General features: G+C 61.3%; 27 protein-coding genes, 2 tRNA genes and 1 pseudogene. 14 read left to right on the forward strand and 16 right to left on the reverse strand.

The window, feature by feature from the left end; all coding sequences use genetic code 11:
• Positions 1-165 precede the first annotated feature (165 nt).
• The 3 genes from LU682_RS18685 to LU682_RS18695 all read left to right on the forward strand — a co-directional run bounded on the left by LU682_RS18685 (position 166) and on the right by LU682_RS18695 (position 2,411).
• Positions 166-1,254, forward strand: a complete 1,089-nt coding sequence (locus LU682_RS18685) for an asparaginase (RefSeq protein ID WP_010953400.1) — start codon at positions 166-168, stop codon at positions 1,252-1,254.
• Between the two features lie 215 nt (positions 1,255-1,469).
• On the forward strand, positions 1,470-1,712 hold the full coding sequence (locus LU682_RS18690) for a DUF1654 domain-containing protein (protein ID WP_010953399.1): 243 nt from the start codon (positions 1,470-1,472) through the stop codon (positions 1,710-1,712).
• A 6-nt stretch (positions 1,713-1,718) separates the two neighbouring features.
• Positions 1,719-2,411 (forward strand): endonuclease, encoded by a 693-nt coding sequence (locus tag LU682_RS18695; RefSeq protein ID WP_010953398.1) that lies wholly within the window; start codon positions 1,719-1,721, stop codon positions 2,409-2,411.
• A 3-nt stretch (positions 2,412-2,414) separates the two neighbouring features.
• Here the strand turns inward: LU682_RS18695 and LU682_RS18700 are convergent, their stop codons facing one another.
• The 4 genes from LU682_RS18700 to LU682_RS18715 all read right to left on the reverse strand — a co-directional run bounded on the left by LU682_RS18700 (position 2,415) and on the right by LU682_RS18715 (position 3,965).
• Complete coding sequence (locus tag LU682_RS18700; protein WP_232914917.1) at positions 2,415-2,840, reverse strand: GTP pyrophosphokinase; 426 nt, start codon at positions 2,838-2,840, stop codon at positions 2,415-2,417.
• Positions 2,841-2,938: 98 nt separating this feature from the next.
• Positions 2,939-3,508, reverse strand: coding sequence for an SPOR domain-containing protein (locus tag LU682_RS18705; RefSeq protein WP_014591568.1), 570 nt, complete (start codon positions 3,506-3,508; stop codon positions 2,939-2,941).
• Positions 3,509-3,639: 131 nt separating this feature from the next.
• Positions 3,640-3,716, reverse strand: a tRNA-Val gene (locus tag LU682_RS18710).
• A 172-nt stretch (positions 3,717-3,888) separates the two neighbouring features.
• Positions 3,889-3,965: transfer RNA gene (locus LU682_RS18715), tRNA-Val, on the reverse strand.
• A gap of 203 nt (positions 3,966-4,168) precedes the next feature.
• On the opposite strand from LU682_RS18715, the gene LU682_RS18720 reads away from it, so the two are divergent.
• Positions 4,169-5,452, forward strand: a complete 1,284-nt coding sequence (locus LU682_RS18720) for an NAD(P)/FAD-dependent oxidoreductase (protein ID WP_003250557.1) — start codon at positions 4,169-4,171, stop codon at positions 5,450-5,452.
• Between the two features lie 111 nt (positions 5,453-5,563).
• On the opposite strand, the gene LU682_RS18725 is transcribed toward LU682_RS18720, so the two are convergent.
• The gene (locus LU682_RS18725) at positions 5,564-6,298 is read right to left on the reverse strand and encodes a peptidase C39 family protein (protein ID WP_010953395.1); all 735 of its coding nucleotides are present in this window, start codon (positions 6,296-6,298) and stop codon (positions 5,564-5,566) included.
• A 166-nt stretch (positions 6,299-6,464) separates the two neighbouring features.
• Here LU682_RS18725 and LU682_RS18730 point away from each other — a divergent pair, with 166 nt between their 5' ends.
• A complete protein-coding gene (locus LU682_RS18730; protein WP_003250553.1) occupies positions 6,465-6,638 on the forward strand; it encodes a hypothetical protein in 174 nt (57 codons plus the stop codon).
• A 126-nt stretch (positions 6,639-6,764) separates the two neighbouring features.
• On the opposite strand, the gene LU682_RS18735 is transcribed toward LU682_RS18730, so the two are convergent.
• Together LU682_RS18735 and LU682_RS18740 are read right to left on the reverse strand one after the other, a co-directional pair.
• The gene (locus LU682_RS18735; RefSeq protein ID WP_003250551.1) at positions 6,765-7,517 is read right to left on the reverse strand and encodes a TerC family protein; all 753 of its coding nucleotides are present in this window, start codon (positions 7,515-7,517) and stop codon (positions 6,765-6,767) included.
• Positions 7,518-7,545: 28 nt separating this feature from the next.
• Positions 7,546-7,785: a hypothetical protein gene (locus tag LU682_RS18740; RefSeq protein WP_049587630.1), complete on the reverse strand. Its 240-nt coding sequence runs from the start codon at positions 7,783-7,785 to the stop codon at positions 7,546-7,548.
• Between the two features lie 132 nt (positions 7,786-7,917).
• Between LU682_RS18740 and nhaR the strand changes: the two genes are divergently transcribed.
• The 3 genes from nhaR (at position 7,918) to LU682_RS18755 (ending at position 10,856) form a co-directional block, all read left to right on the forward strand.
• A complete protein-coding gene (gene nhaR / locus LU682_RS18745) occupies positions 7,918-8,811 on the forward strand; it encodes a transcriptional activator NhaR (protein WP_003250547.1) in 894 nt (297 codons plus the stop codon).
• A 97-nt stretch (positions 8,812-8,908) separates the two neighbouring features.
• Complete coding sequence (sstT, locus tag LU682_RS18750; protein WP_010953393.1) at positions 8,909-10,120, forward strand: serine/threonine transporter SstT; 1,212 nt, start codon at positions 8,909-8,911, stop codon at positions 10,118-10,120.
• Positions 10,121-10,208: 88 nt separating this feature from the next.
• The gene (locus LU682_RS18755; RefSeq protein ID WP_010953392.1) at positions 10,209-10,856 is read left to right on the forward strand and encodes a YceH family protein; all 648 of its coding nucleotides are present in this window, start codon (positions 10,209-10,211) and stop codon (positions 10,854-10,856) included.
• A 4-nt stretch (positions 10,857-10,860) separates the two neighbouring features.
• Here LU682_RS18755 and LU682_RS18760 read toward each other — a convergent pair whose 3' ends face one another.
• The 3 genes from LU682_RS18760 to ahpC all read right to left on the reverse strand — a co-directional run bounded on the left by LU682_RS18760 (position 10,861) and on the right by ahpC (position 13,466).
• Positions 10,861-11,049, reverse strand: a complete 189-nt coding sequence (locus LU682_RS18760) for a hypothetical protein (RefSeq protein WP_003250541.1) — start codon at positions 11,047-11,049, stop codon at positions 10,861-10,863.
• Between the two features lie 166 nt (positions 11,050-11,215).
• Positions 11,216-12,778, reverse strand: a complete 1,563-nt coding sequence (ahpF, locus tag LU682_RS18765) for an alkyl hydroperoxide reductase subunit F (protein WP_010953390.1) — start codon at positions 12,776-12,778, stop codon at positions 11,216-11,218.
• A 124-nt stretch (positions 12,779-12,902) separates the two neighbouring features.
• Positions 12,903-13,466, reverse strand: coding sequence for an alkyl hydroperoxide reductase subunit C (gene ahpC, locus LU682_RS18770; protein WP_003250537.1), 564 nt, complete (start codon positions 13,464-13,466; stop codon positions 12,903-12,905).
• Positions 13,467-13,685: 219 nt separating this feature from the next.
• Between ahpC and LU682_RS18775 the strand changes: the two genes are divergently transcribed.
• A complete protein-coding gene (locus LU682_RS18775; protein WP_060489951.1) occupies positions 13,686-14,933 on the forward strand; it encodes an IS256 family transposase in 1,248 nt (415 codons plus the stop codon).
• A gap of 224 nt (positions 14,934-15,157) precedes the next feature.
• Positions 15,158-16,222, forward strand: a complete 1,065-nt coding sequence (locus LU682_RS18780; protein ID WP_010953389.1) for a TerC family protein — start codon at positions 15,158-15,160, stop codon at positions 16,220-16,222.
• A 7-nt stretch (positions 16,223-16,229) separates the two neighbouring features.
• Here the strand turns inward: LU682_RS18780 and LU682_RS18785 are convergent, their stop codons facing one another.
• The 3 genes and pseudogenes from LU682_RS18785 to LU682_RS18795 form a co-directional block, all read right to left on the reverse strand.
• The gene (locus tag LU682_RS18785; RefSeq protein WP_049587628.1) at positions 16,230-16,619 is read right to left on the reverse strand and encodes a hypothetical protein; all 390 of its coding nucleotides are present in this window, start codon (positions 16,617-16,619) and stop codon (positions 16,230-16,232) included.
• A 2-nt stretch (positions 16,620-16,621) separates the two neighbouring features.
• Positions 16,622-16,870, reverse strand: a pseudogene (locus tag LU682_RS18790) (PAAR domain-containing protein); the annotation flags it as partial.
• Positions 16,871-17,033: 163 nt separating this feature from the next.
• The gene (locus LU682_RS18795; RefSeq protein ID WP_049587623.1) at positions 17,034-18,263 is read right to left on the reverse strand and encodes an acyl-CoA dehydrogenase; all 1,230 of its coding nucleotides are present in this window, start codon (positions 18,261-18,263) and stop codon (positions 17,034-17,036) included.
• A gap of 140 nt (positions 18,264-18,403) precedes the next feature.
• On the opposite strand from LU682_RS18795, the gene LU682_RS18800 reads away from it, so the two are divergent.
• Positions 18,404-19,330: a LysR family transcriptional regulator gene (locus LU682_RS18800; RefSeq protein WP_010953387.1), complete on the forward strand. Its 927-nt coding sequence runs from the start codon at positions 18,404-18,406 to the stop codon at positions 19,328-19,330.
• Between the two features lie 193 nt (positions 19,331-19,523).
• On the forward strand, positions 19,524-20,678 hold the full coding sequence (locus LU682_RS18805; RefSeq protein WP_049587669.1) for a cysteine desulfurase family protein: 1,155 nt from the start codon (positions 19,524-19,526) through the stop codon (positions 20,676-20,678).
• Between the two features lie 7 nt (positions 20,679-20,685).
• Here LU682_RS18805 and LU682_RS18810 read toward each other — a convergent pair whose 3' ends face one another.
• From LU682_RS18810 to nfsB, 3 genes are all read right to left on the reverse strand, one after another.
• Entirely contained in the window at positions 20,686-21,123 is a 438-nt protein-coding gene (locus LU682_RS18810; protein WP_003250527.1) for an RES family NAD+ phosphorylase, read from the reverse strand.
• Positions 21,120-21,569 (reverse strand): Xre family toxin-antitoxin system antitoxin, encoded by a 450-nt coding sequence (locus LU682_RS18815; protein WP_003250525.1) that lies wholly within the window; start codon positions 21,567-21,569, stop codon positions 21,120-21,122. Before LU682_RS18815 ends, LU682_RS18810 begins: the two co-directional genes overlap by 4 nt.
• Before the next feature lie 142 nt (positions 21,570-21,711).
• Complete coding sequence (nfsB, locus tag LU682_RS18820; protein WP_010953384.1) at positions 21,712-22,365, reverse strand: oxygen-insensitive NAD(P)H nitroreductase; 654 nt, start codon at positions 22,363-22,365, stop codon at positions 21,712-21,714.
• 103 nt (positions 22,366-22,468) lie between these two features.
• Between nfsB and LU682_RS18825 the strand changes: the two genes are divergently transcribed.
• Positions 22,469-23,392, forward strand: a complete 924-nt coding sequence (locus LU682_RS18825) for a LysR family transcriptional regulator (protein ID WP_010953383.1) — start codon at positions 22,469-22,471, stop codon at positions 23,390-23,392.
• Between the two features lie 48 nt (positions 23,393-23,440).
• On the forward strand, positions 23,441-24,271 hold the full coding sequence (locus tag LU682_RS18830) for an AraC family transcriptional regulator (RefSeq protein ID WP_003250518.1): 831 nt from the start codon (positions 23,441-23,443) through the stop codon (positions 24,269-24,271).
• The last annotated feature ends 4 nt before the right edge of the window (positions 24,272-24,275 follow it).

Consider the following 24,275-nt stretch of genomic DNA (forward strand, 5'->3'; position numbering starts at 1 on the left):
GCAGGCGCGGGTCGGTGCAACATCACACATTGTCGGGGCTGCTACACAGCTCATTGCAACGCAAGGCCGCTCCAACCCAGGCAACGCGTGGTGCCTTGGTACGAAAAATGCCTATAGCCCTGCGCGACTCAATAACTAACTCACTAGGAAGCGAGAACAATAACGATGAATGCCGCACTGAAAACCTTCGCCCCAAGCGCACTCGCCCTGCTGCTGATCCTGCCATCCAGCGCCTCGGCCAAAGAAGCCGAAACCCAACAGAAGCTGGCCAACGTGGTCATCCTCGCCACCGGCGGCACCATTGCCGGCGCCGGTGCCAGCGCTGCCAACAGCGCCACTTACCAGGCTGCCAAGCTGGGCGTCGACAAGCTCATCGCCGGCGTGCCGGAACTGGCCGACATCGCCAATGTACGTGGCGAGCAAGTGATGCAGATCGCCTCCGAGAGCATCAGCAATGACGACCTGCTGAAGCTGGGCAAGCGCGTCGCCGAGCTGGCCGAAAGCAAGGACGTGGACGGCATCGTCATCACCCACGGCACCGATACCCTCGAAGAAACCGCCTTCTTCCTCAACCTGGTAGAGAAGACCGACAAGCCAATCGTGGTGGTCGGCTCGATGCGTCCGGGTACCGCCATGTCCGCCGACGGCATGCTCAACCTGTACAACGCCGTGGCCGTAGCCAGCGACAAGCAGTCGCGTGGCAAGGGCGTGCTGGTGACCATGAACGACGAGATCCAGTCCGGCCGCGATGTGAGCAAGGCGGTCAACATCAAGACCGAAGCCTTCAAGAGCGCCTGGGGCCCGATGGGCATGGTGGTGGAAGGCAAATCGTACTGGTTCCGCCTGCCGGCCAAGCGCCATACGGTCAATTCCGAGTTCGATATCAAGCAGATCAGCAGCCTGCCGCAGGTAGACATTGCGTATGGCTATGGCAACGTCACCGACACCGCCTACAAGGCCCTGGCACAGAACGGCGCCAAGGCGCTGATCCATGCCGGTACCGGCAACGGTTCGGTATCGTCGCGGGTAGTCCCGGCGCTGCAAGAACTGCGCAAGAACGGCGTGCAGATCATCCGCTCGTCGCATGTCAACCAGGGTGGTTTCGTACTGCGTAATGCCGAACAGCCGGATGACAAGAACGACTGGGTCGTGGCTCACGACCTGAACCCGCAAAAAGCGCGGATCCTGGCGATGGTAGCGATGACCAAGACCCAGGACAGCAAAGAGCTGCAGCGGATCTTCTGGGAGTACTGAGTGCTTCCCCCTCAGGGCCGGTGCGCCGGCTCTGAGGGCCTCGTTGCCAATTCCTCAACCGCGTAGACACAGAGGTTACAAACCGGCGACATCGTTTACCTTTCTGACCGGCCTCATGGTTTACAGGCCAACGCTGGATTTCTCCTGACAAGCTGTTGCGAATTTACTTACAGTGAAATACTGTATGTGCATACAGCAAAAACAAGGGAATTCCTGTGTCCAGCACCGCCTCCGCCACCCCGAGCAGCTATGAACAGCTGGGTGTACGCATCCAGAAGATCATCAACAGCCCCACCGCCCAGCGCAGCCGTGCGGCGCTGATCTTCCGCCTGGAACAGGAAAGCCCGGATGACTGGGAGACCCTGCTTCAGGAGATCGCAGAAAACGATAACGTCACCCTCGCCCATCGCGACGATGGCGGTGTGCAGATTTTCTGGACGATACCGAAGGAAGATTGACTGCGCATGAGAGTTTCGCTTTTCGCAGCAGCCTGCCTGTTACTGACCACTCCGCTTGCTCAAGCCGACGCCCCGCGCACCTTCCAGGAGGCCAAGAAGGTCGCCTGGAAGCTCTATGCACCACAATCGACCGAGTTTTATTGCGGCTGTAAATACAAGGGCAACAAGGTCAACCTGGCCTCCTGCGGCTATGCCCCACGCAAGAATGCCCAGCGCGCGTCACGCATCGAGTGGGAGCACATCGTACCCGCCTGGCAGATCGGCCATCAGCGCCAGTGCTGGCAGAGTGGCGGACGCAAGCAGTGCTCGCAGCATGACGAAGTGTACCAACGCGCCGAAGCCGACCTGCACAACCTGGTGCCCAGCATCGGTGAGGTCAACGGCGACCGCAGCAACTTCAGTTTCGGCTGGCTACCAGAACAACGCGGCCAGTATGGCCGCTGCCTGACCCAGGTCGACTTCAAGGCGAGGAAGGTGATGCCGCGCCCGTCGATCCGCGGCATGATCGCCCGCACCTACTTCTACATGAGCAAGCAGTACAACCTGCGCCTGTCCAAACAGGATCGCCAGTTGTTCGAGGCCTGGAACAAGACCTACCCGCCGCAAGCCTGGGAGCGGCAACGCAACCAACAGGTCGCCTGCGTGATGGGGCGGGGAAACGCGTTCGTGGGGCCGGTCAACCTCAAGGCGTGCGGTTGATCCTCAGGCCAGCGTTTGTAAGTAGGCGCTGGCTTCCCGGTAACGGGCCAGCCGCGCCAGGTCGGCGGGGCCCGGACAGGGGATGCGCGAGAGATCACTGTTGTCGGCCAGATCGGCCAGCTTGACGGTGCGCGCCAGCGGGTCGTCGCCCAGGCGCATCACGAAATCCTGGTAAGGCTCGCCCTCGCGGCGGTTAAGCGCCAGCAACGCAGCCAGGATTTTCAGCGCGAAACCCTCACGCGCCAGGTCGGACAGGGTCAGCGGGGTGTCCTCGATCACATCGTGAAGCACCGCCACAATCCGCTGTTCAGGTGTGGAAACCCGCATCATCACGCGCAAAGGGTGGAGGATATAAGCCGCCCCACCCTTATCGTATTGCCCTTCATGCGCCCTGGCGGCCACGGCAATGGCCCGCTCCAGTGTAGACATGAGGCCCTCCCCGTTTGGCAGCTACCACCCCAAGCATAGCCAAACTTGTGTGAACGGCGCCTGACACAAGCCTTGGCTGCGGCGCCACTTTTACTGGTTTAGCGTGCTGCGCCGTGCTGGATGACCACCGAATCGGTACCCAGCTTGGCCATCACTTCGTCCCTGCGCGCCTGCGCTTCTTCACGGGTGGGGAACGGCCCCAGCAGCACCACCGGCTTGCCGTCACGGTACTCCACCGAAGAGGGGATGCCCTTTTCGATCAGGCGCGCCGTCATATCGCTGAGTGCGCCCATGTTGGCGCCCTGTACCACTTCCACATCCCACCCCTGGGGCGCCGGCTGGTCTGCCAGCGCCTCGGCACGGCGCTGCAGGTCGGCTCCACCGCAGAGCTCACGGATACGCAGGTTGTTGCCGGTATCGTCGACGATGATGTCGTATTGGCCATCGCGCTTGATCGCCACGTAGCTGCGGTAGGCTTCGTACTGCCCGGCATCGTCCTTGCCGCGGACCTGACCGCAGATGGTGCCCTGGGTGTCGATCCGCACGTTGCCGAACTTGGCGGTCTTGGGGTTGTGCAGGTGTTCGGCCACCTGCTTGTGCACGCCTTCGACCTCGTTCTCACAGCCCGCCAGGGCGAGCACTGCCATTACCACAGCCAGTTTGCGCACGCGTGTACCTCCAGATTCGAAGGGGCGGATTCTAGCACGCCGGGGTATGCCCGGACCGCGACCAAACGTTACACGCTGCTTCGGGCGCAAATGCAAAAAGGGCGATCATTTCTGATCGCCCTTTTTCGATTTGGTAGGCACAATTGGACTCGAACCAACGACCCCCACCATGTCAAGGTGGTGCTCTAACCAACTGAGCTATGTGCCTGTCGTGTGGTGCGCATATTAGTGGCCCGATGCGTACCTGTAAAGCTCTTTTTTGAGAAAAATCAAAAACTTTCGAATGAAAGCGCTTTGCGTCCATGCCGCGGTATTCCCGCTCGCGCGGCAATGGACAATGAAAAAAGGGGTGACCCTTTCGGATCACCCCTTTTTCGATTTGGTAGGCACAATTGGACTCGAACCAACGACCCCCACCATGTCAAGGTGGTGCTCTAACCAACTGAGCTATGTGCCTGTCGTGTGGTGCGCATTCTACGCATTACAAAAACCCTGTCAACACTTTTTTTCGCGCTAACCTACTGAATCTTAAACTCTTTATAGAGAGGCTGACTGAGGGGGGCCCCGTAAAGGATTTTCACCAGACGACTAGCGGGTGTTTATTATTATTGATAGCATCGGTACATTCGTTAAAAATATAAAACACGAGGTTCCTGCAGCATGGCTAACACCCCCTACCCCCAGTCCTACTACGCCGCCTCGGCCAACCCGGTGCCGCCACGTCCGGCGCTGCAGGGTGAGGTGGAAACCGATGTGTGCATCATCGGTGCCGGCTACACCGGCCTGTCCAGCGCCCTGTTCCTTCTGGAGAACGGCTTCAAGGTGAGCATCGTCGAAGCGGCCAAGGTCGGCTTCGGCGCATCGGGCCGCAACGGCGGCCAGATCGTCAACAGCTACAGCCGCGACATTGATGTCATCGAACGCACCGTCGGCCCCAAGCAGGCACAACTGCTGGGCCACATGGCCTTCGAGGGCGGGCGCATCATTCGTGAACGCGTGGCCAAGTACAACATTCAGTGCGACCTGAAAGATGGTGGCGTATTCGCTGCCCTTACCAGCAAGCAGATGGGCCATCTGGAATCGCAAAAGCGCCTGTGGGAACGCTTTGGCCATAATCAGCTGGAGCTGATGGACCAGAAGCGCATCCGCGAAGTGGTTGCCTGCGACAGCTACATCGGCGGCATGCTCGACATGAGCGGCGGCCACATCCACCCGCTGAACCTGGCCCTGGGTGAAGCTGCCGCGGTCGAGTCGCTGGGTGGCATCATCTATGAGCAAACCCCGGCCGTGCGCATCGAACGCGGTGCCAACCCGGTCGTGCATACCCCGCAGGGCAAGGTCCGCGCCAAGTTCATCATCGTTGCCGGCAACGCCTACCTGGGCAACCTGGTACCCGAGCTGGCCGCCAAGTCCATGCCATGCGGCACGCAGGTGATCACCACCGAGCCACTGGGCGAAGAACTGGCACGCACCCTGCTGCCGCAGGACTACTGCGTCGAGGACTGCAACTACCTGCTCGACTACTACCGCCTGACCAGCGACAAGCGCCTGATTTTCGGTGGCGGCGTGGTGTACGGCGCGCGTGACCCGGCCAACATCGAGGCGATCATCCGCCCGAAAATGCTCAAGGCCTTCCCGCAGCTGAAGAACGTGAAGATCGACTACGCCTGGACCGGTAACTTCCTGCTGACCTTGTCGCGCCTGCCACAGGTTGGCCGGATTGGCGACAACATCTACTACTCGCAGGGTTGCTCGGGCCACGGCGTGACCTATACCCACCTGGCGGGCAAGGTGCTGGCCGAGGCCCTGCGCGGCCAGGCAGAGCGTTTCGACGCCTTTGCCGGCCTGCCGCACTACCCGTTCCCGGGTGGCCAGATGCTGCGCGTACCCTTCAGCGCCATCGGTGCCTGGTACTACAGCCTGCGCGATCGCCTGGGCTTCTGATTCAGGCAGGCCTGGCCTCTTCGCCGGCAAACCTGCGCCCACACGGACTGTGCAATAAGCACAAATCCTGTGGGCGCGGGCTTGCCGGCGAAGAAGCCGGCACAGGCAACGCTATTCGTTCAGGCTATTGACCGCCTGCTTCGCCGCAATCTCTTGCCCGGCCTTGGCCAATTCATCCGCAGCATGCAACCACCGCTGGCGATCAACCTGGGCCGGCAGTTGCCGCGGTGGCTGCACCAGCACCGCCCAACTCCCCTGCTTCTCCCATGCCGATGCAAATTCATCGAATGCCATCACCTGCCGCCGGTGCATGCCCGAGCGCAGCAGCACCCGCTGCTTGTAACGGTCATAGCCCATCAACACCGCATAGCGCGGCTCGCTCCACCAGGCCGAACCGTCCTCGTAACGCAGCAGCACCGGGTTGCCCGCTGCCACCTGGGTCAGCAGCGCGTCCAGTTGCTTGTCCAGCGGGTACACCACCCTACCGTAGTCCCGCGCCACACGGGGAATAGCGGTATCCAGCGTTTCAGCGCCCTGAGGCAGGTTGAGCGGCTTATCCAGCAAGCCCGGCGTAATAGGCGCCCCCTGCTGCGACAGCACTGCCGCCAGCGCCATGGCCCCGCTGTGGTTGGCGTTGCCACGGTAGAACGGCACGCTGCTGATCTCGACTCGCTGCGGCAGGCCCTTGAGGTTGCCGGGCGGTGCGCCGGCGCAGCCGGCCAGGGTGGCAGCCAGCAGGCAGGCAGCCAGTAGCCGCCGGGGGGCAGCCTTGAAGGAATGTTGCTCCATGGACACTCGCTTGTTCCAACGCCAGGCAGGCAGCGCCCGGCTCTGGCCACCGATCATAGGTCCGACAGCGGCGCGGGTATAGTCCGACAGCGCCTTGGAGCGAATCGGCCCTAGAGATAGACCATTGTTCGATGGAACGTCACAGACGAAGGGCTAGACTAAAGCAGTGTCTGGAAGGTAAACGCGGCCCAATCAAGCGCTTGCCGCAAAGATGGAGGCACAGATGAGCCTGACCATGGCAATTCTCATGCTGGTAGGCATGTGGCTGAGCGTCGCAGCCGCCATGCTGTGGGGTGTACTGCGTATCGTGCGGCGTCATGCACACCACCTGCCACCGCAGGCACCCGCCAAGCCACAGCCAGTAAGACGGCCCCGGCGGCATGCCGGGGTGAGCTAACCTCAGGATTTCCCGAAGCCCACTGACTGACAAGCCCGCTGCACAGGTATTCGCGTTGCCAGTGCCACGCGAATACCTGTGCAGCGGGCTTGTCCGCAAGAGGGGCGCGAGGCGCCCCTTTTTACATCAACCTTCAGCCGCCTCACGCTTCAAACGCGCTCGACGGGCCAGGATGTTGAGGACCTCGATAGCCGTCGAGAACGCCATGGCCGCATACACATAGCCCTTGGGTACATGGGCGCCAAAGCCTTCGGCGATCAGCGTCATGCCGATCATGATGAGGAAGCCCAGCGCCAGCATGACCACGGTCGGGTTGTCGTTGATGAAGTTGGCCAGCGGGTCGGCAGCCACCATCATCACGATCACAGCCGTGATAACAGCGATAATCATGATCGGCAGGTGCTCGGTCATGCCCACGGCGGTAATGATGCTGTCGACCGAGAAGACGATGTCCAGCAGCAGGATCTGGAAAATCGCCGCAGCAAAGCCCAGGGTAACCGTGGAGGAGACCTTGGCTTCCTCCTTGGCGCCATGCGGGTCGACGTTTTCGTGAATTTCCTTGGTCGCCTTCCACAGCAGGAACAGACCACCGGCAATCAGGATCACATCCTTCCACGAGAAGGCGTTGCCGAACACTTCGAACACCGGGTCGGTCAACTGGACGATCCAGGCCACGGTGCTGAGCAAGGCCAGTCGCATGACCAAGGCCATGCTGATACCGATACGCCGCGCCTTGGAGCGGTACTCCACCGGCAATTTGTTGGTCAGGATCGAGATGAAGATCAGGTTGTCGATGCCCAGTACAACTTCCATGGCCACCAGCGTAGCCAGGGCAACCCAGGCGGTAGGGCTAGCGGCGAGTTCCAGCAAATATTCCATTGTTCAAATCCTGCAGCAGCGGTTGGGGTCAGATTTCCTGGATTTCTTCTTTCTTCTCGGCATCCTTGGGCTTCTGCCCTTCGCTGCCGATGGCTTCGCTCAGCGCCTGCTGGGCAGCCTTGTTGGTGTCGTCGATGGCTTGCTTGGCCGACTGCGCGGCCTGATCGAGCATCTGCTGCGCGGATTTCTCGGCCTGGTCGCAGCCTGCCAGGGTGAACAGGGCCAAAGCCAGCACCAACGGGGTGCCTATGGATTTGAGTTGCAGCATGGTGTCCTCGCTTGAAATAACCCGGCGGCGCATGGCGCCTGATAGCCGTGCATTCTAAAGACGGCAATAGTTCAGGAAAATTCGTATTTTCATGGCATATACTTCGGTTTTTACGAATCGGAACGACCGACGGTGCTTAACTATCGCCAGTTGCATTACTTCTGGGCCGTGGCCAAGACGGGCAGCATCACCCGCGCCAGCCAACAGCTGAACCTCACACCGCAAACCATCAGCGGGCAGATCACCCTGTTCGAGCAAACCTACGGCCTGGAACTGTTCCAGCGCGCTGGCCGGCAGCTGGAACTGACAGAAACCGGCCGTCAGGCCCTGGTGTATGCAGAGCAGATGTTTCAGATCGGCAGCGAGCTTGAAGCCATGCTGCGTGCCGGCCCTCAAGAGCAGATCCTGTTCCGTGTGGGGGTGGCTGACGTGGTGCCCAAATCCATTGTCTACCGCCTGCTGGCACCGACCATGGACCTGGAGGAGGTGCTGCGCATCAACTGCCGCGAGGACAAACTTGAGCGGTTACTGGCAGACCTGGCTATCCAGCGCCTGGACCTGGTGATATCCGACAGCCCCATGCCTAACCACCTGGACATCAAGTGCTACAGCCAAAAGCTGGGCGAGTGCGGGCTGAGCTTCTTCGCCACCCCGGCGCTGGCACAACGGCTTGAAGGTCCTTTTCCAGCTTGCCTGCAGGATGCTCCGCTGCTGGTTCCCGGCCAGGAGACCGTGGTACGCAGCCGCCTGCTGCGGTGGCTGGGCGAGCAGCAGGTGCAGCCACGGATCGTGGGGGAGTTCGATGACAGTGCCTTGATGCAAGCGTTCGGACAGTCGGGCAGCGGCATTTTCGTAGCGCCCAGCGTAATCGCCGAGGAGGTGTGCCGTCAGTATGGCGTGCAACTGATCGGGCAGACCGAGGCCGTGCACGAATCGTTCTATGCCATTTCGGTGGAGCGCAAGGTCAAGCACCCAGGGATCGTGGCGATTACCGAGGGGGCGCGGCGGGAGTTGTTTCACTGGTAGCCGTAAAAGCCTGATTGACAAAGAACACGGCCCGACATGCGCTATAGGTGCTCTATGGTAAAGTCCGCCCTTTCCAGATTCCGAGATACCGCTGCACATGACCCCTTTCCTCCGCATCCTCAACCGCACCAGCCTAGTGACCCAGATCGTCATCGGCCTGCTCGCCGGCATCGCCCTAGCCCTGCTTGCACCTGCCATCGCCCGCGACCTGGCCTTTCTTGGCAAGGTATTCGTCAGTGCCCTGAAGGCGGTTGCGCCCGTGCTGGTGTTCATCCTGGTCATGGCTTCGGTCGCCAACCATCGTCACGGCCAGGAAACCCACATTCGCCCGATCCTCTGGCTGTACCTGCTGGGCACCTTTGCCGCAGCAGTGGTGGCCGTGTTTGCCAGCATGCTGTTTCCGTCGCACCTGGCGCTAAGCACCAGCGAGGCCACGCTGAGCGCGCCAGGCGGCATCGCCGAAGTGCTGCAGAACCTGTTGCTGAACGCGGTAGACAACCCGGTCAATGCCCTGCTCAACGCCAACTTCATCGGCGTGCTGACATGGGCCATCGGCTTGGGCGTGGCCCTGCGCCACGCCGGCGAAACGACCCGTACCGTGGTCGAAGACCTGTCCAATGGTGTAACCCTGATCGTACGCGTGGTCATCCGCTTCGCCCCGCTGGGCATCTTTGGCCTGGTCAGTTCCACCCTGGCCCAGTCGGGCCTGGACGCGCTGCTCGGCTACCTGCACCTGCTGGCGGTACTGATCGGCTGCATGCTGTTCGTGGCGCTGGTGATGAACCCGCTGATCGTGTTCTGGAAGATCCGCCGCAACCCCTACCCGCTGACGCTGCTGTGCCTGCGTGAAAGCGGCATTACCGCATTCTTCACCCGCAGCTCGGCCGCCAACATCCCGGTGAACCTGGCGTTGTCGGAACGCCTTGGCCTGCATGAAGACACCTACTCGGTGTCGATCCCGCTGGGCGCGACCATCAACATGGCCGGTGCGGCGATCACCATTACCGTGCTGACCCTGGCCGCAGTGCATACCCTGGGTATCCAGGTGGACCTGCCGACTGCCGTGCTGCTCAGCGTGGTAGCGGCAGTGTGCGCCTGCGGCGCCTCGGGCGTGGCCGGGGGTTCGCTGCTGCTGATTCCGCTGGCGTGCAGCCTGTTTGGCATCCCAAGCGAAATTGCCATGCAGGTGGTTGCGGTGGGCTTCATCATCGGCGTGTTGCAGGACTCGGCCGAAACGGCGCTGAATTCTTCGACCGATGTGCTGTTCACTGCCGCGGCATGTCAGGCTCAAGAGCAGCGCCACGGCTAAGAGGGCCGGGGCCGCTTTGCGGCCCCAATTGCCTTACGCGATGGCATTACCTACCCTAGTGGCCTTTCCCCAGCCACGAGACAGGGCCATGTCAGAACACGAAACCGCGGGTGAAGGCCGCTTCAACAGCATCGAGATCCGCGTTCTCGGCTCGCTGATCGAAAAGCAGGCCACCAGCCCGGAAAGCTACCCGCTGACCCTCAATGCCCTGGTCCTGGCCTGCAACCAGAAGACCAGCCGCGAGCCGGTGATGAACCTCACCCAAGGCCAGGTCGGCCAGGCCTTGCGCGCCCTCGAAGGTCAGGGCATGACCCGCCTGCAGATGGGCAGCCGTGCCGACCGCTGGGAACATCGGGTAGACAAGGCACTGGAGCTGGTGCCAGCGCAGTTGGTGCTGATGGGCCTGATGTTCCTGCGGGGCCCGCAAACCCTCAACGAACTGCTGACTCGTAGCAACCGCCTGCACGACTTTGACGACACCGAGCAGATCCAGCATCAGCTGGAGCGCCTGATCTCGCGGGACCTGGCCTTGCACCTGCCACGCCAGGCCGGCCAGCGTGAAGACCGCTACACCCATGCCTTGGGCGACCCGGCGGAAATCGAGGCGATTCTCGCTGCACGGCAGCAGGAAGGCGGCGCGCGCACCAGTGGCGGCAGTGTGTCAGAAGACCGCATCGAAGCCCTCGAAGCCCGCATTGCGGCGCTGGAAGCGCGCCTGGCTGAGCTGGAAGGCTGAGCCGTCACGGCTCGGGGTCGGGGAAATTGCGGCAGCTCTTGCGCTCGGCCAGCTCCCGGTCAGTAGGGCGCTGGTCGACGAACACCGCGCGACCGTCGGCGTAGATTTCCAGGTAGCCCCAGTGCAGGTCCTGCTCTTGCTGCCCGGGCTTTGGGGGGACTAGCCACCAGGGTTCGCGGCTGATCAGGGTCATGGGTGTGATTCCTGAGGGGTCTGCAGTAAGCATAGACACCTTCAGGTGCTGCTTTGCTTGCACCGGCCTCTTCGCGGGTGAACCCGCTCCTACGGGGATCTTCACAGTTTCAACAACTGCGCAGTCCTGTGAGGGCGGCTTTAGCCGCGAAAGGGCCGGTACAGGCTTACGCCGGTGCCGAAGTCCGAATCAGGTGGTCAAAGGCCGCCAGCGATGCCTTGGCCCCCTCACCCACCGCAATGACGATCTGCTTGTACGGCACGGTAGTCACGTCACCTGCAGCAAACACACCTGGGATGCTGGTCTGGCCCTTGGCGTCGACAATGATTTCGCCACGCGGCGACAACTCGACGGTGCCCTTCAGCCAGTCAGTGTTGGGCAGCAGGCCAATCTGCACGAAGATGCCTTCCAGTGCCACTTCGTGCTGTTCATCCGTGGAGCGGTCCTTGTAGCGCAGGCCTGTCACCTTCTCGCCATTGCCCAGCACCTCGGTGGTCAGCGCGCTGGTGATCACGTTGACGTTCGGCAGGCTGCGCAGCTTGCGTTGCAACACCGCATCGGCACGCAACTGGCTGTCGAACTCGATCAGCGTCACCTGGGCGACGATACCAGCCAGGTCGATGGCCGCTTCCACACCCGAGTTGCCGCCGCCAATCACTGCCACACGTTTGCCCTTGAACAGCGGGCCGTCACAGTGCGGGCAGTAGGCCACGCCGCGGCCGCGGTACTCCTGCTCACCCGGCACGTTCATTTCGCGCCAGCGGGCGCCGGTGGCCAGGATCACGGTCTTGGCCTTCAGCGAAGCGCCCCCCGCGAGGCGCACTTCGTGCAGACCACCCTCGGCAGCAGGAATCAGCGCTTCACCGCGCTGCAGGTTCATGATGTCGACGTCGTACTGTTTAACGTGCTCTTCCAGCGCCGTGGCCAGCTTCGGCCCTTCGGTTTCCTGCACCGAGATGAAGTTCTCGATGGCCAGAGTGTCCAGCACCTGGCCGCCGAAGCGCTCGGCGGCAACACCGGTGCGGATGCCCTTGCGGGCAGCGTAGATGGCAGCAGCGGCGCCAGCGGGGCCACCGCCGACGACCAGCACGTCAAAGGCTTCCTTGGCGTTGATCTTCTCGGCCTGGCGGGCGCCAGCGTTGGTGTCGATCTTGCCAAGGATTTCTTCCAGGCCCATACGGCCCTGACCAAACACCTCACCGTTGAGGTAGATACTCGGTACCGCCATGATCTTGCGCGATTCCACTTCGTCCTGGAACAGCGCACCGTCGATGGCAACATGGCGCACGTTGGGGTTGAGTACCGCCATCAGGTTCAGTGCCTGGACGACGTCCGGGCAGTTCTGGCACGACAGCGAGAAGTAGGTTTCGAAGTTGAATTCACCTTCCAGGGCCTGGATCTGCTCGATCACTTCGGCACTGGCCTTTGACGGGTGGCCACCCACTTGCAGCAGTGCCAGCACCAACGATGTGAACTCGTGGCCCATGGGGATGCCGGCGAAGCGCAGGCTGATATCGGCACCCGGGCGGTTCAGCGAGAACGAAGGGCGACGGGCATCGGTACCGTCCGCGCTGAAGGTAATGAGGTTCGACAGGCTGGCAATCTCTACCAGCAGGTCGTGCAATTCGCGGGACTTCGCGCCGTCGTCGAGGGAAGCAACGATCTCGATCGGCTGGGTGACCCGCTCCAAGTAGGTTTTCAGTTGCGATTTAAGCGTGGCGTCCAACATACGGGCGATTCCTTTTTCAAAACTCGGATACAAAAACGCCCAGGCGAGGTCGCCCGGGCGTTTGACGGGGCGGTAGGTACTTCAGCTTTGGCGGCTGCTTACCGCCCGCGTTATGGGCATGACCTTAGATCTTGCCTACGAGGTCCAGCGACGGCGCCAGAGTGGCTTCGCCTTCTTTCCACTTGGCCGGGCACACTTCGCCTGGGTGAGCGGCAACGTACTGGGCAGCCTTGACCTTACGCAGCAGCTCAGCAGCATCACGGCCTACACCACCGTCGTTCAGCTCGACAATCTTGATCTGGCCTTCCGGGTTGATCACGAAGGTACCGCGGTCGGCCAGGCCGGCTTCTTCGATCAGCACGTCGAAGTTGCGCGAAATGACGTGAGTCGGGTCACCGATCAGCGGGTATTCGATCTTGCCGATGGTGTCCGAAGTGTCGTGCCAGGCTTTGTGAGTGAAGTGGGTGTCAGTGGAAACACCGTAGATTTCCACGCCCAGCTTCTGGAACTCGGCGTAGTTGTCAGCAAGGTCACCCAGCTCGGTCGGGCAAACGAAGGTGAAGTCGGCCGGGTAGAAGAACACGACAGACCACTTGCCTTTCAGATCGGCTTCGCTGACCTGAACGAACTCGCCTTTGTGGTAGGCGGTGGCGTTGAAGGGTTTGACCTGGCTGTTGATGATTGGCATGAGAGACGCTCCTTCATGGGGTTGGAATCAGTTGATGGATAGAATCCTAACTAATCATCCCGCTGAAGGCTCATTGGCAAAGCTCATGCTTTCGATTGGTTTTGGCTATAACTGGGGTTATTTAATAGAAGGGAACGGGCTGAGCAAAGGATTGCGGACCTGAACTCGAGGGTGTCAGAAATTTTGTGTTCGGGCATAACATGAGTAAGAGGTGCATGTATGCCAACCAAAAAGAAACCCTTGCGTGACCTGCCCAAAATCCCCAAAGAGCTGCTGGAGCAGTTCGGTGAGGGCCTGATGACCGCAGAGGCTATCGAGGATGCCTCTGCGGCGTTCAAGAAGGCCTTGATCGAACGCGCTCTGCACGCCGAACTTGGCCACCACCTGGGTTATCCGCCGGGCGCGCAGCGCCCAGAGGATGAAACCAACCAGCGTAACGGCAAGAGTGGCAAGACGGTTTTGACCGGCGATGGCCCGCTGCGGCTGGAAATTCCTCGTGACCGAGACGGCAGTTTTGCGCCCATTCTCATCCCCAAGCATGAGCGGCGGTACACCGGTTTCGATGACAAGATCATCGCCATGTACGCCCGTGGCATGACGGTCAGAGAGATCCGAGCCTTTCTGTCCGAGCAGTATGGAACAGAGGTCTCACCCGACTTCATCAGCTCTGTGACAGACGAGGTCATGGAAGAAATTGGCGCGTGGCAGCAGCGGCCACTAGAGCCCATGTACCCGGTCATTTTCTTCGATGCACTGCGGGTGAAGATCCGCGAAGAAGGCTTGGTGCGCAACAAGGCCATTTACTTGGCGCTGGGCGTTCTACCCGACGGGACGCGCGATATCTTGGGCATCTGGATCGAGAACACCGAGGGTGCGAAGTTCTGGATGAAGGTCTTTAACGATCTCAAGACACGTGGTGTCGAGGATGTGCTGATTGCCGTGACCGATGGCCTCAAAGGCATGCCAGAGGCTCTCAGCGCCGTGTTTCCAGAGACGACTCTGCAGACGTGCATCGTGCACCTGATCCGCAACAGCCTGGACTTTGCAGCCTGGGACAAGCGGCGGGCACTGGCCAAGGCGCTCAAGCCGATCTACCAGGCCATCAACGCCGAAGCGGCTGAGCAGGCACTCGATGAGTTTGAAAACGGGCCCTGGGGCAAGCAGTATCCAACGGTCGTTGCGGCCTGGAGACGCGCCTGGGATCGAGTGATTCCCTTCTTTGTCTTCCCACCAGCCATCCGGAAAGTGATCTACACCACCAACGCCATCGAGAGTATCAATGCCCAGCTGCGCAAGATCATCAAGACCCGAGGCCATTTCCCGAACGATGACGCAGCTACCAAGCTGATCTGGCTGGGGCTGCGAAACATCACGGCAAACTGGGGCTCAGCGGCGCATGATTGGAAAAGTGCGATGAATCAATTCGCGATTTTGTACGGAGATCGGTTCATCAGGCCGACCTGGTGAAAGTCAGGGCCTGCCTGACGGCAGGCCGTTACCGGCCCGCACACAAAAAATCTGACACTTCCCTGAACTCTGCACTGGCAAAGAAATGTAACAGCTCCCCATTCGGTATCACGGGCAAACGGGTCTACGCTCAAGCCCATGTGATACCGGGCCCCTCTGACGGCTGCCAAGCCGCCATGTCGGATCACTGTTGCCTTGCAACGTCGACATTCAAGGAGGGGCTCATGACAGCTCTGCAATCATTCCTCACAACACCTGTCCTCGGTACCAGCGCCTGGTTGTGGCTGGTGTTCATGGCCATCGTCATCGGTTTGCTGGTGCTCGACCTGGGCGTGCTGCACCGCCACGACCGGGAAATTGAAATGCGCGAGAGCCTGCTGCTGTATTCAGGCTATTTCAGTGTCGGTGTACTGTTCGGCGCGGGGGTCTGGTACCAGTTGGGCGCGCAGTCGGCACTGGAGTTCTACACCGGTTTTTTGGTCGAGCAATCGCTGTCCATGGACAACGTGTTCGTCATGGCGATGATCTTCAGCTACTTCGCCATCCCCCGCCGCTACCAGCACCGCGTTCTGTTCTGGGGCATCCTGGGCGTGGTGTTCCTGCGGGCCATCATGATCGGCGTGGGCGCGGCGCTGGTACAGAACTTTGCCTGGGTGCTTTACATCTTCGGTGCCTTCCTGCTGTTTACCGGGGTGAAAATGGCGCTGTCGAAGGAAGACAGTCGCCCAGACCTGGCCAACAACCCGATCCTCAAGTTCGTGCGGCGGCACATGCGGGTTACCGACCAGATCCATGGCTCGCACTTCTTCGTACGCCATACCCCGGCCGGGCACAGCAAGGCGCTGCGTTATGCCACCCCGCTGTTTCTGGCACTGGTACTGATCGAACTGGCCGACCTGGTGTTTGCCGTCGACAGCGTGCCGGCGATCTTCGCCATCACCCAGGACCCGTTCATCGTCTACACCTCCAACATCTTCGCCATCCTCGGCTTACGCTCGCTGTATTTCGCGCTGGCGGCGCTGATGCACAGGTTCGTCTACCTCAAGTACGCCCTGGCGCTGGTGTTGATCTTCATTGGCTGCAAGATTTTCTACCACGGCATGGTGGGCAAGGTGCCGGCGCTGCTGTCGTTGGGCGTGACATTCGGGTTGTTGCTGGGTGGGGTGGTGATTTCGTTGATCAAGACGCGGGGGCAGACGTTGAATAAAGACGACAAGACGATAGAAAAAGCAGCTAACGATAAGAAAACAACGGGACAAAAGAAGAATGACCCACAGTTGCGGGTCTGAGTTGCAATCATTGCTTGATGATGAAGTAACCAACCGCTCCCCAAAGTGAGGCAATCAAGATCAGCCAAAGGGCTGCTCCCATATCTCGCCTCAACTTTGGGGGGAAATTGTCAAGCTCCGCTTCGTTCAACCAACCGAGGCGTAAATGTAACCTTGGGAATGTGACCAAAGCGCTTACTGTACTCATCAGTAGGCATCGATGCCTTAGGTTTCGTCCGCCCCATACGGGTTTCATCTGCTCAAGATAGGGGTTGCTCGTGATCGCTGAAAGGGCGACATCAAAATCACTCGACAAAGCAATTTTCACATTGATAGCGATCCCCGCAAGGCCCAGGATGAAAGGCGCAATCAGGAATACTATTTGCAATAATGGGGACCAATTGTCAAAGTCAATCATCCAAGTTGTAGCAGCACCTGGGGAAACGACATGCGTTGTGAAACTACGTAGAAACCAGGCTCCAGCGTACCAGGCAGCACTCCTATTATCGGTTGGGAGAAGCGCTCGGGGTTGAAGGTGGTGTGGTCGCCTTCACGGAGCACCATTCGGCCTTCGTCTAGATAGCCGGCCCCCGTCGCAATACAGACAGCACCCGTTGTGGTGACATCGCCGTCTACCGCCTGACCTTTCCCCTCTAGATTGACGCGCATATATGAACTCCCTGTACTTGATTCAGGTTGGAAACCTATCACCAGCAAGGGAGATTCAAGTGGCCTCAGCCAAAATTCAGATACGTCCTACAAGTTGCAGGATTTTGCGCAATCACTGCAGGCGCGGGTTTGATCGCGAATGGGCCGGCGCAGGCTGACGCGTTCACCGCCCGCTACGCAACATCTCCACCGGCACATACTTGCCAATCTCGTATTTGCCAATCGCCGCCCGGTGCACTTCATCCGGCCCGTCAGCCAGGCGCAGGGTGCGCTGCATGGCATACATGTAGGCCAGCGGGAAATCGCCGCTTACCCCTGCCCCACCATGTATCTGGATAGCCCGGTCGATCACGTTCAAGGCCACGTTCGGCGCCACCACCTTGATCTGGGCGATCTCGCTACGGGCCACCTTGTTGCCGACGGTGTCCATCATGTAGGCCGCTTTGAGCGTCAGCAGCCGGGCCATGTCGATTTCCATGCGCGAGTCGGCGATCTTGTCGACGTTGCCGCCCAAGCGGGCCAGTGGCCGACCAAAAGCAGTACGCTCCACCGAACGCTTGCACATCAACTCGAGTGCGCGCTCGGCCATGCCGATCGAGCGCATGCAGTGGTGGATACGGCCTGGGCCCAGGCGGCCCTGGGCAATTTCGAAGCCGCGTCCTTCACCAAGGATCACATTTTCGTATGGCACCCGCACATTCTCGAAAAGGACTTCGGCATGACCATGGGGCGCATCGTCATAACCGAACACCGGCAGCGGGCGGACGATCTTCACGCCCGGCGTGTCGGTCGGCACCAGCACCATGGAATGCTGCTGGTGGCGTGGCCCTTCAGGGTCAGACAGGCCCATGAAGATCATGACCTTGCAGCGCGGGTCGCAGGCGCCGGACGTCCACCACTTGCGGCCGTTGATCACCCACTGGTCACCGTCCCGTATGGCGGTAGCAGCCATGTTGGTGGCGTCCGAGGAGGCCACGTCCGGTTCGGTCATGGCAAACGCTGAGCGGATCTCGCCGCGCAGCAGTGGCTCCAGCCACTGGCGTTTCTGCGCCTCGCTGCCATAGCGCACCAGCACTTCCATGTTGCCAGTGTCCGGCGCCGAGCAGTTGAACGGCTCCGGCCCGAGCAACGAGCGGCCCATGATCTCTGCCAGCGGTGCGTACTCCAGGTTGCTCAGGCCAGCGCCGTATTCCGACTCGGGCAAGAACAGGTTCCACAACCCTTCGGCGCGGGCCTTGGCTTTAAGCTCCTCCATGATTGCAGTGGGCTGCCAGCGGTCACCCTCGGCGACCTGGCGCTCGAACACGGCTTCGGCGGGGTAGACATGAGCGTCCATGAACGCAGTGACACGCTCGCGCAGTGCCTGGACCTTGGGCGAATAGGCGAAATCCATCTGGGCTACCTTCACAGTTCGGAGTACGTGGGCCAGAGCCTAGAGCAGCATTGCTCCATCCACCTAGTCTATTTTCCGCGTGTATAAACATTCATAACCGATATATGATCGACCGATAATTCCAACAAAGAGCGGCGCCCATGAACCTTAGCAAGGTCGACCTCAACCTGTTCATCGTGTTCGATGCGATCTACACCGAAGCCAACCTGACCCGCGCCGGGCAGATCGTCGGCATTACCCAGCCGGCAGTGTCCAATGCCCTGTCGCGCCTGCGCGAAACCTTCAATGACCCGCTGTTCGTGCGTACCGCGCAAGGCATGGTGCCCACACCCATGGCGCAGAACATCATCGGCCCTGTGCGCAACGCGCTGGCGCTGTTGCGGACATCGGTGCAGGAAAGCCGCACGTTCAACCCGCAGCAGGCCAACAAGACCTTCCGCATCAGCATGACCGACCTGACCGAGGCGGTCATCTTGCCGCCGCTGTTCCAGCGCCTGCGCCGCCTGGCGCCGGCAGTCATGATCGAAAGCTTCCTGTGCAAGCGCCGCGAGACCACCAAGGAACTCGCGGCCGGCCGCCTGGACTTTGCCATCGACGCGCCACTGAACACCGACCCGCAGGTGCGCCACATCAAACTCATGCAGGACCGCTATGTCTGCGCCCTGCGCCAGGGTCACCCGCTGGCCGACAGCAAGCTGACCCTCGACAGCTACCTGGGCATGACCCACATCCATATCTCCAGCCGCCGCAACGGCCTGGGTTACGTCGACCTGGCGCTGGGCAAGATGGGTGTTCAACGCAAGGTCGCCCTGCGTTCGCAACACTACCTGATGGCGTCACAGGTGTTGCAGCAGACCGACATGGCGATGACGGTTCCCGAGCGCTTCGCCCGTCGCCATCAGCTGCGTTATCAGGCGCTGCCGGTGGAGGTCCCTGCACTGGAAACGCACCTGTACTGGCATGAAAGCACCGACCAGGACCCGGCCAACCGCTGGATGCGCGAACAGATCACCGAATTGTGCGAGCGCGTGGTGGCAGAGGAAGAAAAGGCTCTGGAGCACGCCTGAAGGTGCCGGTGAGGTGCCATTAATAGCCCCTCACCAGACAAAGTAGAAAATTCCATGAAAGTTCTTCGATAGAGAATTTTTTTCTAAAATAATCGCGAATCGACCTGAGGGAAACGAAAAAATACCGCTGTTGGCAGGTACGCTTACGTCAATGATCGCCGATTTCACGGCCACTGACACGGACCTGCCCTCAATGCCTAGCGCCCCACTCTACTTCGATTACGCCGCCACTACCCCCGTCGACGACCGGGTTATCGAAACCATGCTCGCCTGCCTGGGTAACCAGGCCAACTTCGGCAACCCGGCGTCCAGCGGCCACGCCTTCGGCCAGGCTGCACGTCACGCCGTGGAGCAGGCGCGCCAGCAAGTCGCCGAGTGCGTCGGCGCGCACGCCGAGCAGCTGGTATGGACCTCGGGCGCGACCGAGTCCAACAACCTGGCGCTCAAGGGTATTGCCCAAGGCATCGGCCAGCCCGGACACCTGATCACCAGCCAGCTGGAACACAAGGCCGTGCTCGACACCGTGGCCGAGCTGGAACGTCAGGGCTGGGCCGTCACCCGCCTGGCAGCGGATGCCGATGGCCTGATCCAGCCTGCAAGTGTGCAGGCAGCGTTGCGCGCTGACACCCGCCTGGTATCGCTGATGGCGGTCAACAACGAACTGGGCACGGTCACCGATTTTGCCGCGATCGGCGAGCAGGTGCGTGCCCACGGTGCCCTGCTGCACGTGGATGCCGCGCAGGCCGTGGGTAAGCTGGCTATCGACCTGCGTACGATGGCCGTGGACCTGATGTCTTTTTCGGCGCACAAGGTCTACGGGCCGAAAGGCATCGGCGCGCTGTATGTCGGGCCGCGCGCTCGCGTGCTGATGCGTGCGCAGATGCACGGCGGCGGCCATGAGCAGGGCCTGCGTTCCGGCACCCTGGCGACCCATCAGATAGCGGGCATGGGCAGTGCCTTTGCCTTGGCCGGCCAACCTGGCGACAGCGAGCACCAGCGCCTTGAGCAACTGGCAAGACGCCTGCGCACAGGCCTGCTGGCCATGCCTGGCGTTACCCTGAACGGCTGCGCCAAGCAACGCATTCCCCATACCTTGAACCTGTGCATCGACAGCAAGGGCTTCAACAGCACGGCGCTGGCCGGCGAGCTGGCCTTGTCGACCACCTCGGCCTGCAACTCGGCGAGCAACGCTGCCTCGCATGTGCTGCTGGCACTGGGGCTGGATGAGCGTCAGGCTCGCAACAGTGTGCGTTTGAGCATCGGCCGTTTCAGCACCGAGGCGGACGTGGACAAGGCACTCGACGTGTTTGGCCGGGTGCTGGCGGCAGCATCGGCAGCACTGTGGTGACCACGCCCTAGAACAGGCGGCTGTCCGGCGTGAAATCCTCAACCTGGATTTTCGCGCTCTGCGCCTGCGGGTGCCGTGGGTTGAACAGGTAATTGGTGGTGCTGGGCATGATCGCGCTTGGCACCGGCAGCAGCAATGCCGAACAGTCATCCAGAAAGCGATTGCCCAGCGTTCGGGTCAACTCAGGCTGAGCAGACCAGCCGGGCTGCAAAGCGGGCAACTGCGCCTGGGAAACCGTGTCGGGCAGTTCGATGCGAAGCAAGCGCATGGTGGTAGGGAAATCCTCGGGGTCGATCTCCAGGTGCACCAACACTTCCAGCATCGCCCCAGGAGGGCTGGTGGCGGCATACACCACCGGCCGACCCGCCTGGTGCCAGCGGCCACTTACACGCAAGCCCCCCGTACCGCTCAAGTCTGCATAGGCGCTGATTCGCCACAAAATCACAGGCCATAGCCCTCGGCAATCTGCAGCAGCATTTCTTCGACCTGCGTGGTGCCTTGCTGGGTGGTGAGCATCTGCATCGGCGTCAGCCCCGAGAAGCGTTCCTTGGGCTTGGAAAGCCAGCGTTTGGCCTTGCCCGCTTCACCGAACACGGCCTCGGCCATGGCGGTGATGTGGGCCGAGCGGAACAGCCGATCGCTCTCATCCACGGTCAGCGGTTGGTCACGCTCGATACGGGATTTGAGGGTGCGCAGCGGGATGATCTGGTCGCGCTCCACCGGCGTGAGCACACCGCGTTCGGTCAGCTTTACCAACCAGGTGGCGGCAAAACCATCGGTGATGCGGGTGTGGATTTCGAAATCGCTGGCAAGCTCGGGAATGTCCAGCAGCGCCTGCAGGCGCGCCCGGTACTCGTGGTAACCGTTGTCACGAAGCACTTCGGCAAGCATGGCATGCTCCTTTTCGGCATTTGCCGACAAGTATGCGGTATATGCCGGGTCATTGCCAGTTTGCCGGGTCGGGCGGTCGAAGCCAGGGCTTTGCCAGGTTGACCGCCAGCATTGCCAGGGCCGCAAAGCGGCCCCAAAAACTTCAGAGGAAGGTGAACACTTGCGATGCCGGCAACCGCGACTTGTTCAGCCCGGCGTTGAAATCCGCCTCGCTGCGGTAACCCAGGCTCAGGATCACCACACTGGTGAACCCACGCTCACGCAAACCCAGTTCGGCATCGAGGACCTTGCTGTCGAAGCCCTCGATCGGCGTGGCATCCAGCCCATGCGCCGCCGCACCCAGCAAGGCAGTACCCAACGCCAGGTAGGTCTGCTTTTCCATCCAGTGCTGCACATCCTTCTGGTCGAAGCGGTGCAGGTTGACGTAGTGACGGCGGCTCTGGTTTTGCCCGGCGCGCGCTTGCTCATCACGAAAACGGCCATCGGCGGCCTCTTGATCGAGCACGGCGTTCAGGTGTTCTTCAGTCATCTCGGTACGGGTGCAGAACACAATCACGTGCGAGGCATCGAGAAGCTTCTGCGTGTTGTAGGCGTAACCCTCAGCAGTGCTCTTGGCCAGGAGGGCCTTGCCTTCGGCCGTGTCGGCGACGATGAAATGCCAGGGCTGGGAATTGACCGACGACGGGCTGTGGCGCAGTTGTTCGAGCAGGGCGTCGACAGTGGCCTGGGGAATGCGGCGTGAGGCATCGTAAGCTTTGGTGGTGTAACGGCGCTTGGCCAGCGATACGGTATCCATGCGACAACTCCGGAGTGAACAGTGGATGTGCCGGGCATCTTATCTTTCCAGCAAAAAAGAAAAAGCGGCACAATGTAACAACACTTTCATCCCTGGAATGAAAATGCTGCGCATCACCGACCTCGAACTGTTTGCCCGCAGCAGCGTGCTGGGGAGCTTCACTGCCGCCGCCCATGAAGCAGGCCTGCTGCCGGGCCAGGTGGCGGCCGCAATCAAACGCCTGGAACGCGACCTGGATGTACGCCTGTTCGCCCGCACCACCCGCAGCCTGCGCCTGACCGCCGAGGGCGAGCGCTACCTGCCAACCGCGCTGAATGTGCTGGAAAGCCTGCGCCAGGGCCATGAAGATCTGCATGGCAACCCCAATAGCCTGCGCGGCACCCTGCAGGTATCGGCCCCTTCCGACATGGGCCGCAACATGCTGCTGCCCTGGCTCAGCGCCTTCCGCCGCGACCACCCGGCATTGCAACTGCGCTTCTTCCTGTCCGACCAGATGGCCGACCTCAACCGCGACCCTGTGGATGTGGCCATCCGCTATGGCCTCAACCAGGATGCCAACTACATCGCCCTGCCACTGGCCGAATGGAACCGCCGCGTGCTGGTGGCCTCGCCCGACTACCTGGCCCGCCACGGCCGCCCGCTTACCCCCGACGCGCTGCAGCAGCATGCCTGTCTGCTGTACATGCAGCACAGCCGGGTGTACGACAAGTGGCAGTTGGGTAACCGCACCGTGCAGGTGCGTGGGCCGCTGGTCAGTGACGATGCCGACGTCATCCGCCGCCTGGCCATCCAGGGGGAAGGTATCGTCTACAAGTCGTGGCTGGATGTCAGCGCCAACATCGCGGCCGGTGAACTGGAAATCGTCCTGCCCGAATTGATCGGCGAGCCTACCCCGCTGGCCTTGGTCTGCCCTCATCGCAAGCAGCTCACGCCTGCCGTGACGCAATTGCACCTGTGGCTACGCGAACGCTTCGAGGCCCTGCGCGCCCGGGCCCTGACCAACGGCTGCACAATCGTTCCAGACTGAGCCGGGGGCGTTGCGCTAAGGTAGCCATTTACCCCACGGTACTCGTCCATGAGCAACTGGATCGACTTCAAACAGGACGCCGACACCGGCATCGAGTCGGTCCGTGCGCATTTTGTCGGCCATGCCTATGACCCCCACTGGCACGACAGCTTCCTGGTCGGCGTGACCGAGCAGGGCGTGCAGCAGTTCAACTGCCGCCGGGTACGCCATCGCAGCACGCCGGGGCAGGTATTCTTACTTGAGCCTGGCGACATCCACGATGGCCTGGCGCCCACCGAAGAAGGCTTCACCTATTCGACGCTGTACCTGGAGCCCGCCTGGCTCGACCAACAGCTGCGCGCGCTGTACGAGCACGCGCCGGGCGACAGCCTGCCCAGCTTTGCCGACACCCTGTGCCACGACGAACGCCTGGCGCGGGCCACCGCCCTGGCCTTCCGGGCCGTGCATGACCAGGACTTGCGCATCGTCAGGCAAACGGCCATGGACGATCTGCTGGCCTGCCTGACCCGCCACCTGCACTGGCGCCGCCGCATCAACCCCGACCCGCGCCTGCCGCTGACCGCACAGCGCGCCCGGGACTTCCTGCATGCCAACCTGGAACGCGACATCGGCCTGGAGGACCTTGCCCAGGCCTGCGGCATCGACCGCTTCCGCCTGACGCGTGCGTTCAAGGCGGCGTTCGGCATTGCACCCCATGCCTACCTGATCCAGCTGCGCCTGGCCCGCGCGCGGCGCCTGCTTGCCCAAGGCCAGACACCTGCCGAAGTGGCCGTGGCGTTGGGCTTTGCCGACCAGAGCCACCTGGGGCGCTGGTTCCGCCGCGCCTACCAGTTGACCCCGGCCGACTACCGCAGGCGCTGCTCAAACCTTCCAGACTGAGTGC

It is taken from the genome of Pseudomonas alloputida (assembly GCF_021283545.2).
Classification (GTDB): Bacteria; Pseudomonadota; Gammaproteobacteria; order Pseudomonadales; family Pseudomonadaceae; genus Aquipseudomonas; species Aquipseudomonas alloputida.

Excerpts from the sequence above, each read along its gene's own strand:
- LU682_RS18725 (WP_010953395.1), bottom strand. The coding sequence starts at position 6,298 with ATGATCGGTGGCCAGAGCCGGGCGCTGCCTGCCTGGCGTTGGAACAAG.
- LU682_RS18695 (WP_010953398.1), top strand. The coding sequence starts at position 1,719 with ATGAGAGTTTCGCTTTTCGCAGCAGCCTGCCTGTTACTGACCACTCCG.
- LU682_RS18825 (WP_010953383.1), top strand. The coding sequence starts at position 22,469 with ATGCTGCGCATCACCGACCTCGAACTGTTTGCCCGCAGCAGCGTGCTG.
- LU682_RS18730 (WP_003250553.1), top strand. The coding sequence starts at position 6,465 with ATGAGCCTGACCATGGCAATTCTCATGCTGGTAGGCATGTGGCTGAGC.
- LU682_RS18785 (WP_049587628.1), bottom strand. The coding sequence starts at position 16,619 with ATGATTGACTTTGACAATTGGTCCCCATTATTGCAAATAGTATTCCTG.
- LU682_RS18685 (WP_010953400.1), top strand. The coding sequence starts at position 166 with ATGAATGCCGCACTGAAAACCTTCGCCCCAAGCGCACTCGCCCTGCTG.
- LU682_RS18780 (WP_010953389.1), top strand. The coding sequence starts at position 15,158 with ATGACAGCTCTGCAATCATTCCTCACAACACCTGTCCTCGGTACCAGC.
- LU682_RS18720 (WP_003250557.1), top strand. The coding sequence starts at position 4,169 with ATGGCTAACACCCCCTACCCCCAGTCCTACTACGCCGCCTCGGCCAAC.
- LU682_RS18800 (WP_010953387.1), top strand. The coding sequence starts at position 18,404 with ATGAACCTTAGCAAGGTCGACCTCAACCTGTTCATCGTGTTCGATGCG.
- LU682_RS18795 (WP_049587623.1), bottom strand. The coding sequence starts at position 18,263 with ATGGATTTCGCCTATTCGCCCAAGGTCCAGGCACTGCGCGAGCGTGTC.
- LU682_RS18830 (WP_003250518.1), top strand. The coding sequence starts at position 23,441 with ATGAGCAACTGGATCGACTTCAAACAGGACGCCGACACCGGCATCGAG.
- ahpC (WP_003250537.1), bottom strand. The coding sequence starts at position 13,466 with ATGCCAATCATCAACAGCCAGGTCAAACCCTTCAACGCCACCGCCTAC.
- sstT (WP_010953393.1), top strand. The coding sequence starts at position 8,909 with ATGACCCCTTTCCTCCGCATCCTCAACCGCACCAGCCTAGTGACCCAG.
- LU682_RS18815 (WP_003250525.1), bottom strand. The coding sequence starts at position 21,569 with ATGCTTGCCGAAGTGCTTCGTGACAACGGTTACCACGAGTACCGGGCG.
- LU682_RS18760 (WP_003250541.1), bottom strand. The coding sequence starts at position 11,049 with ATGACCCTGATCAGCCGCGAACCCTGGTGGCTAGTCCCCCCAAAGCCC.
- nfsB (WP_010953384.1), bottom strand. The coding sequence starts at position 22,365 with ATGGATACCGTATCGCTGGCCAAGCGCCGTTACACCACCAAAGCTTAC.
- LU682_RS18805 (WP_049587669.1), top strand. The coding sequence starts at position 19,524 with ATGCCTAGCGCCCCACTCTACTTCGATTACGCCGCCACTACCCCCGTC.
- LU682_RS18740 (WP_049587630.1), bottom strand. The coding sequence starts at position 7,785 with ATGCTGCAACTCAAATCCATAGGCACCCCGTTGGTGCTGGCTTTGGCC.
- ahpF (WP_010953390.1), bottom strand. The coding sequence starts at position 12,778 with ATGTTGGACGCCACGCTTAAATCGCAACTGAAAACCTACTTGGAGCGG.
- LU682_RS18755 (WP_010953392.1), top strand. The coding sequence starts at position 10,209 with ATGTCAGAACACGAAACCGCGGGTGAAGGCCGCTTCAACAGCATCGAG.
- LU682_RS18700 (WP_232914917.1), bottom strand. The coding sequence starts at position 2,840 with ATGTCTACACTGGAGCGGGCCATTGCCGTGGCCGCCAGGGCGCATGAA.
- LU682_RS18735 (WP_003250551.1), bottom strand. The coding sequence starts at position 7,517 with ATGGAATATTTGCTGGAACTCGCCGCTAGCCCTACCGCCTGGGTTGCC.
- LU682_RS18775 (WP_060489951.1), top strand. The coding sequence starts at position 13,686 with ATGCCAACCAAAAAGAAACCCTTGCGTGACCTGCCCAAAATCCCCAAA.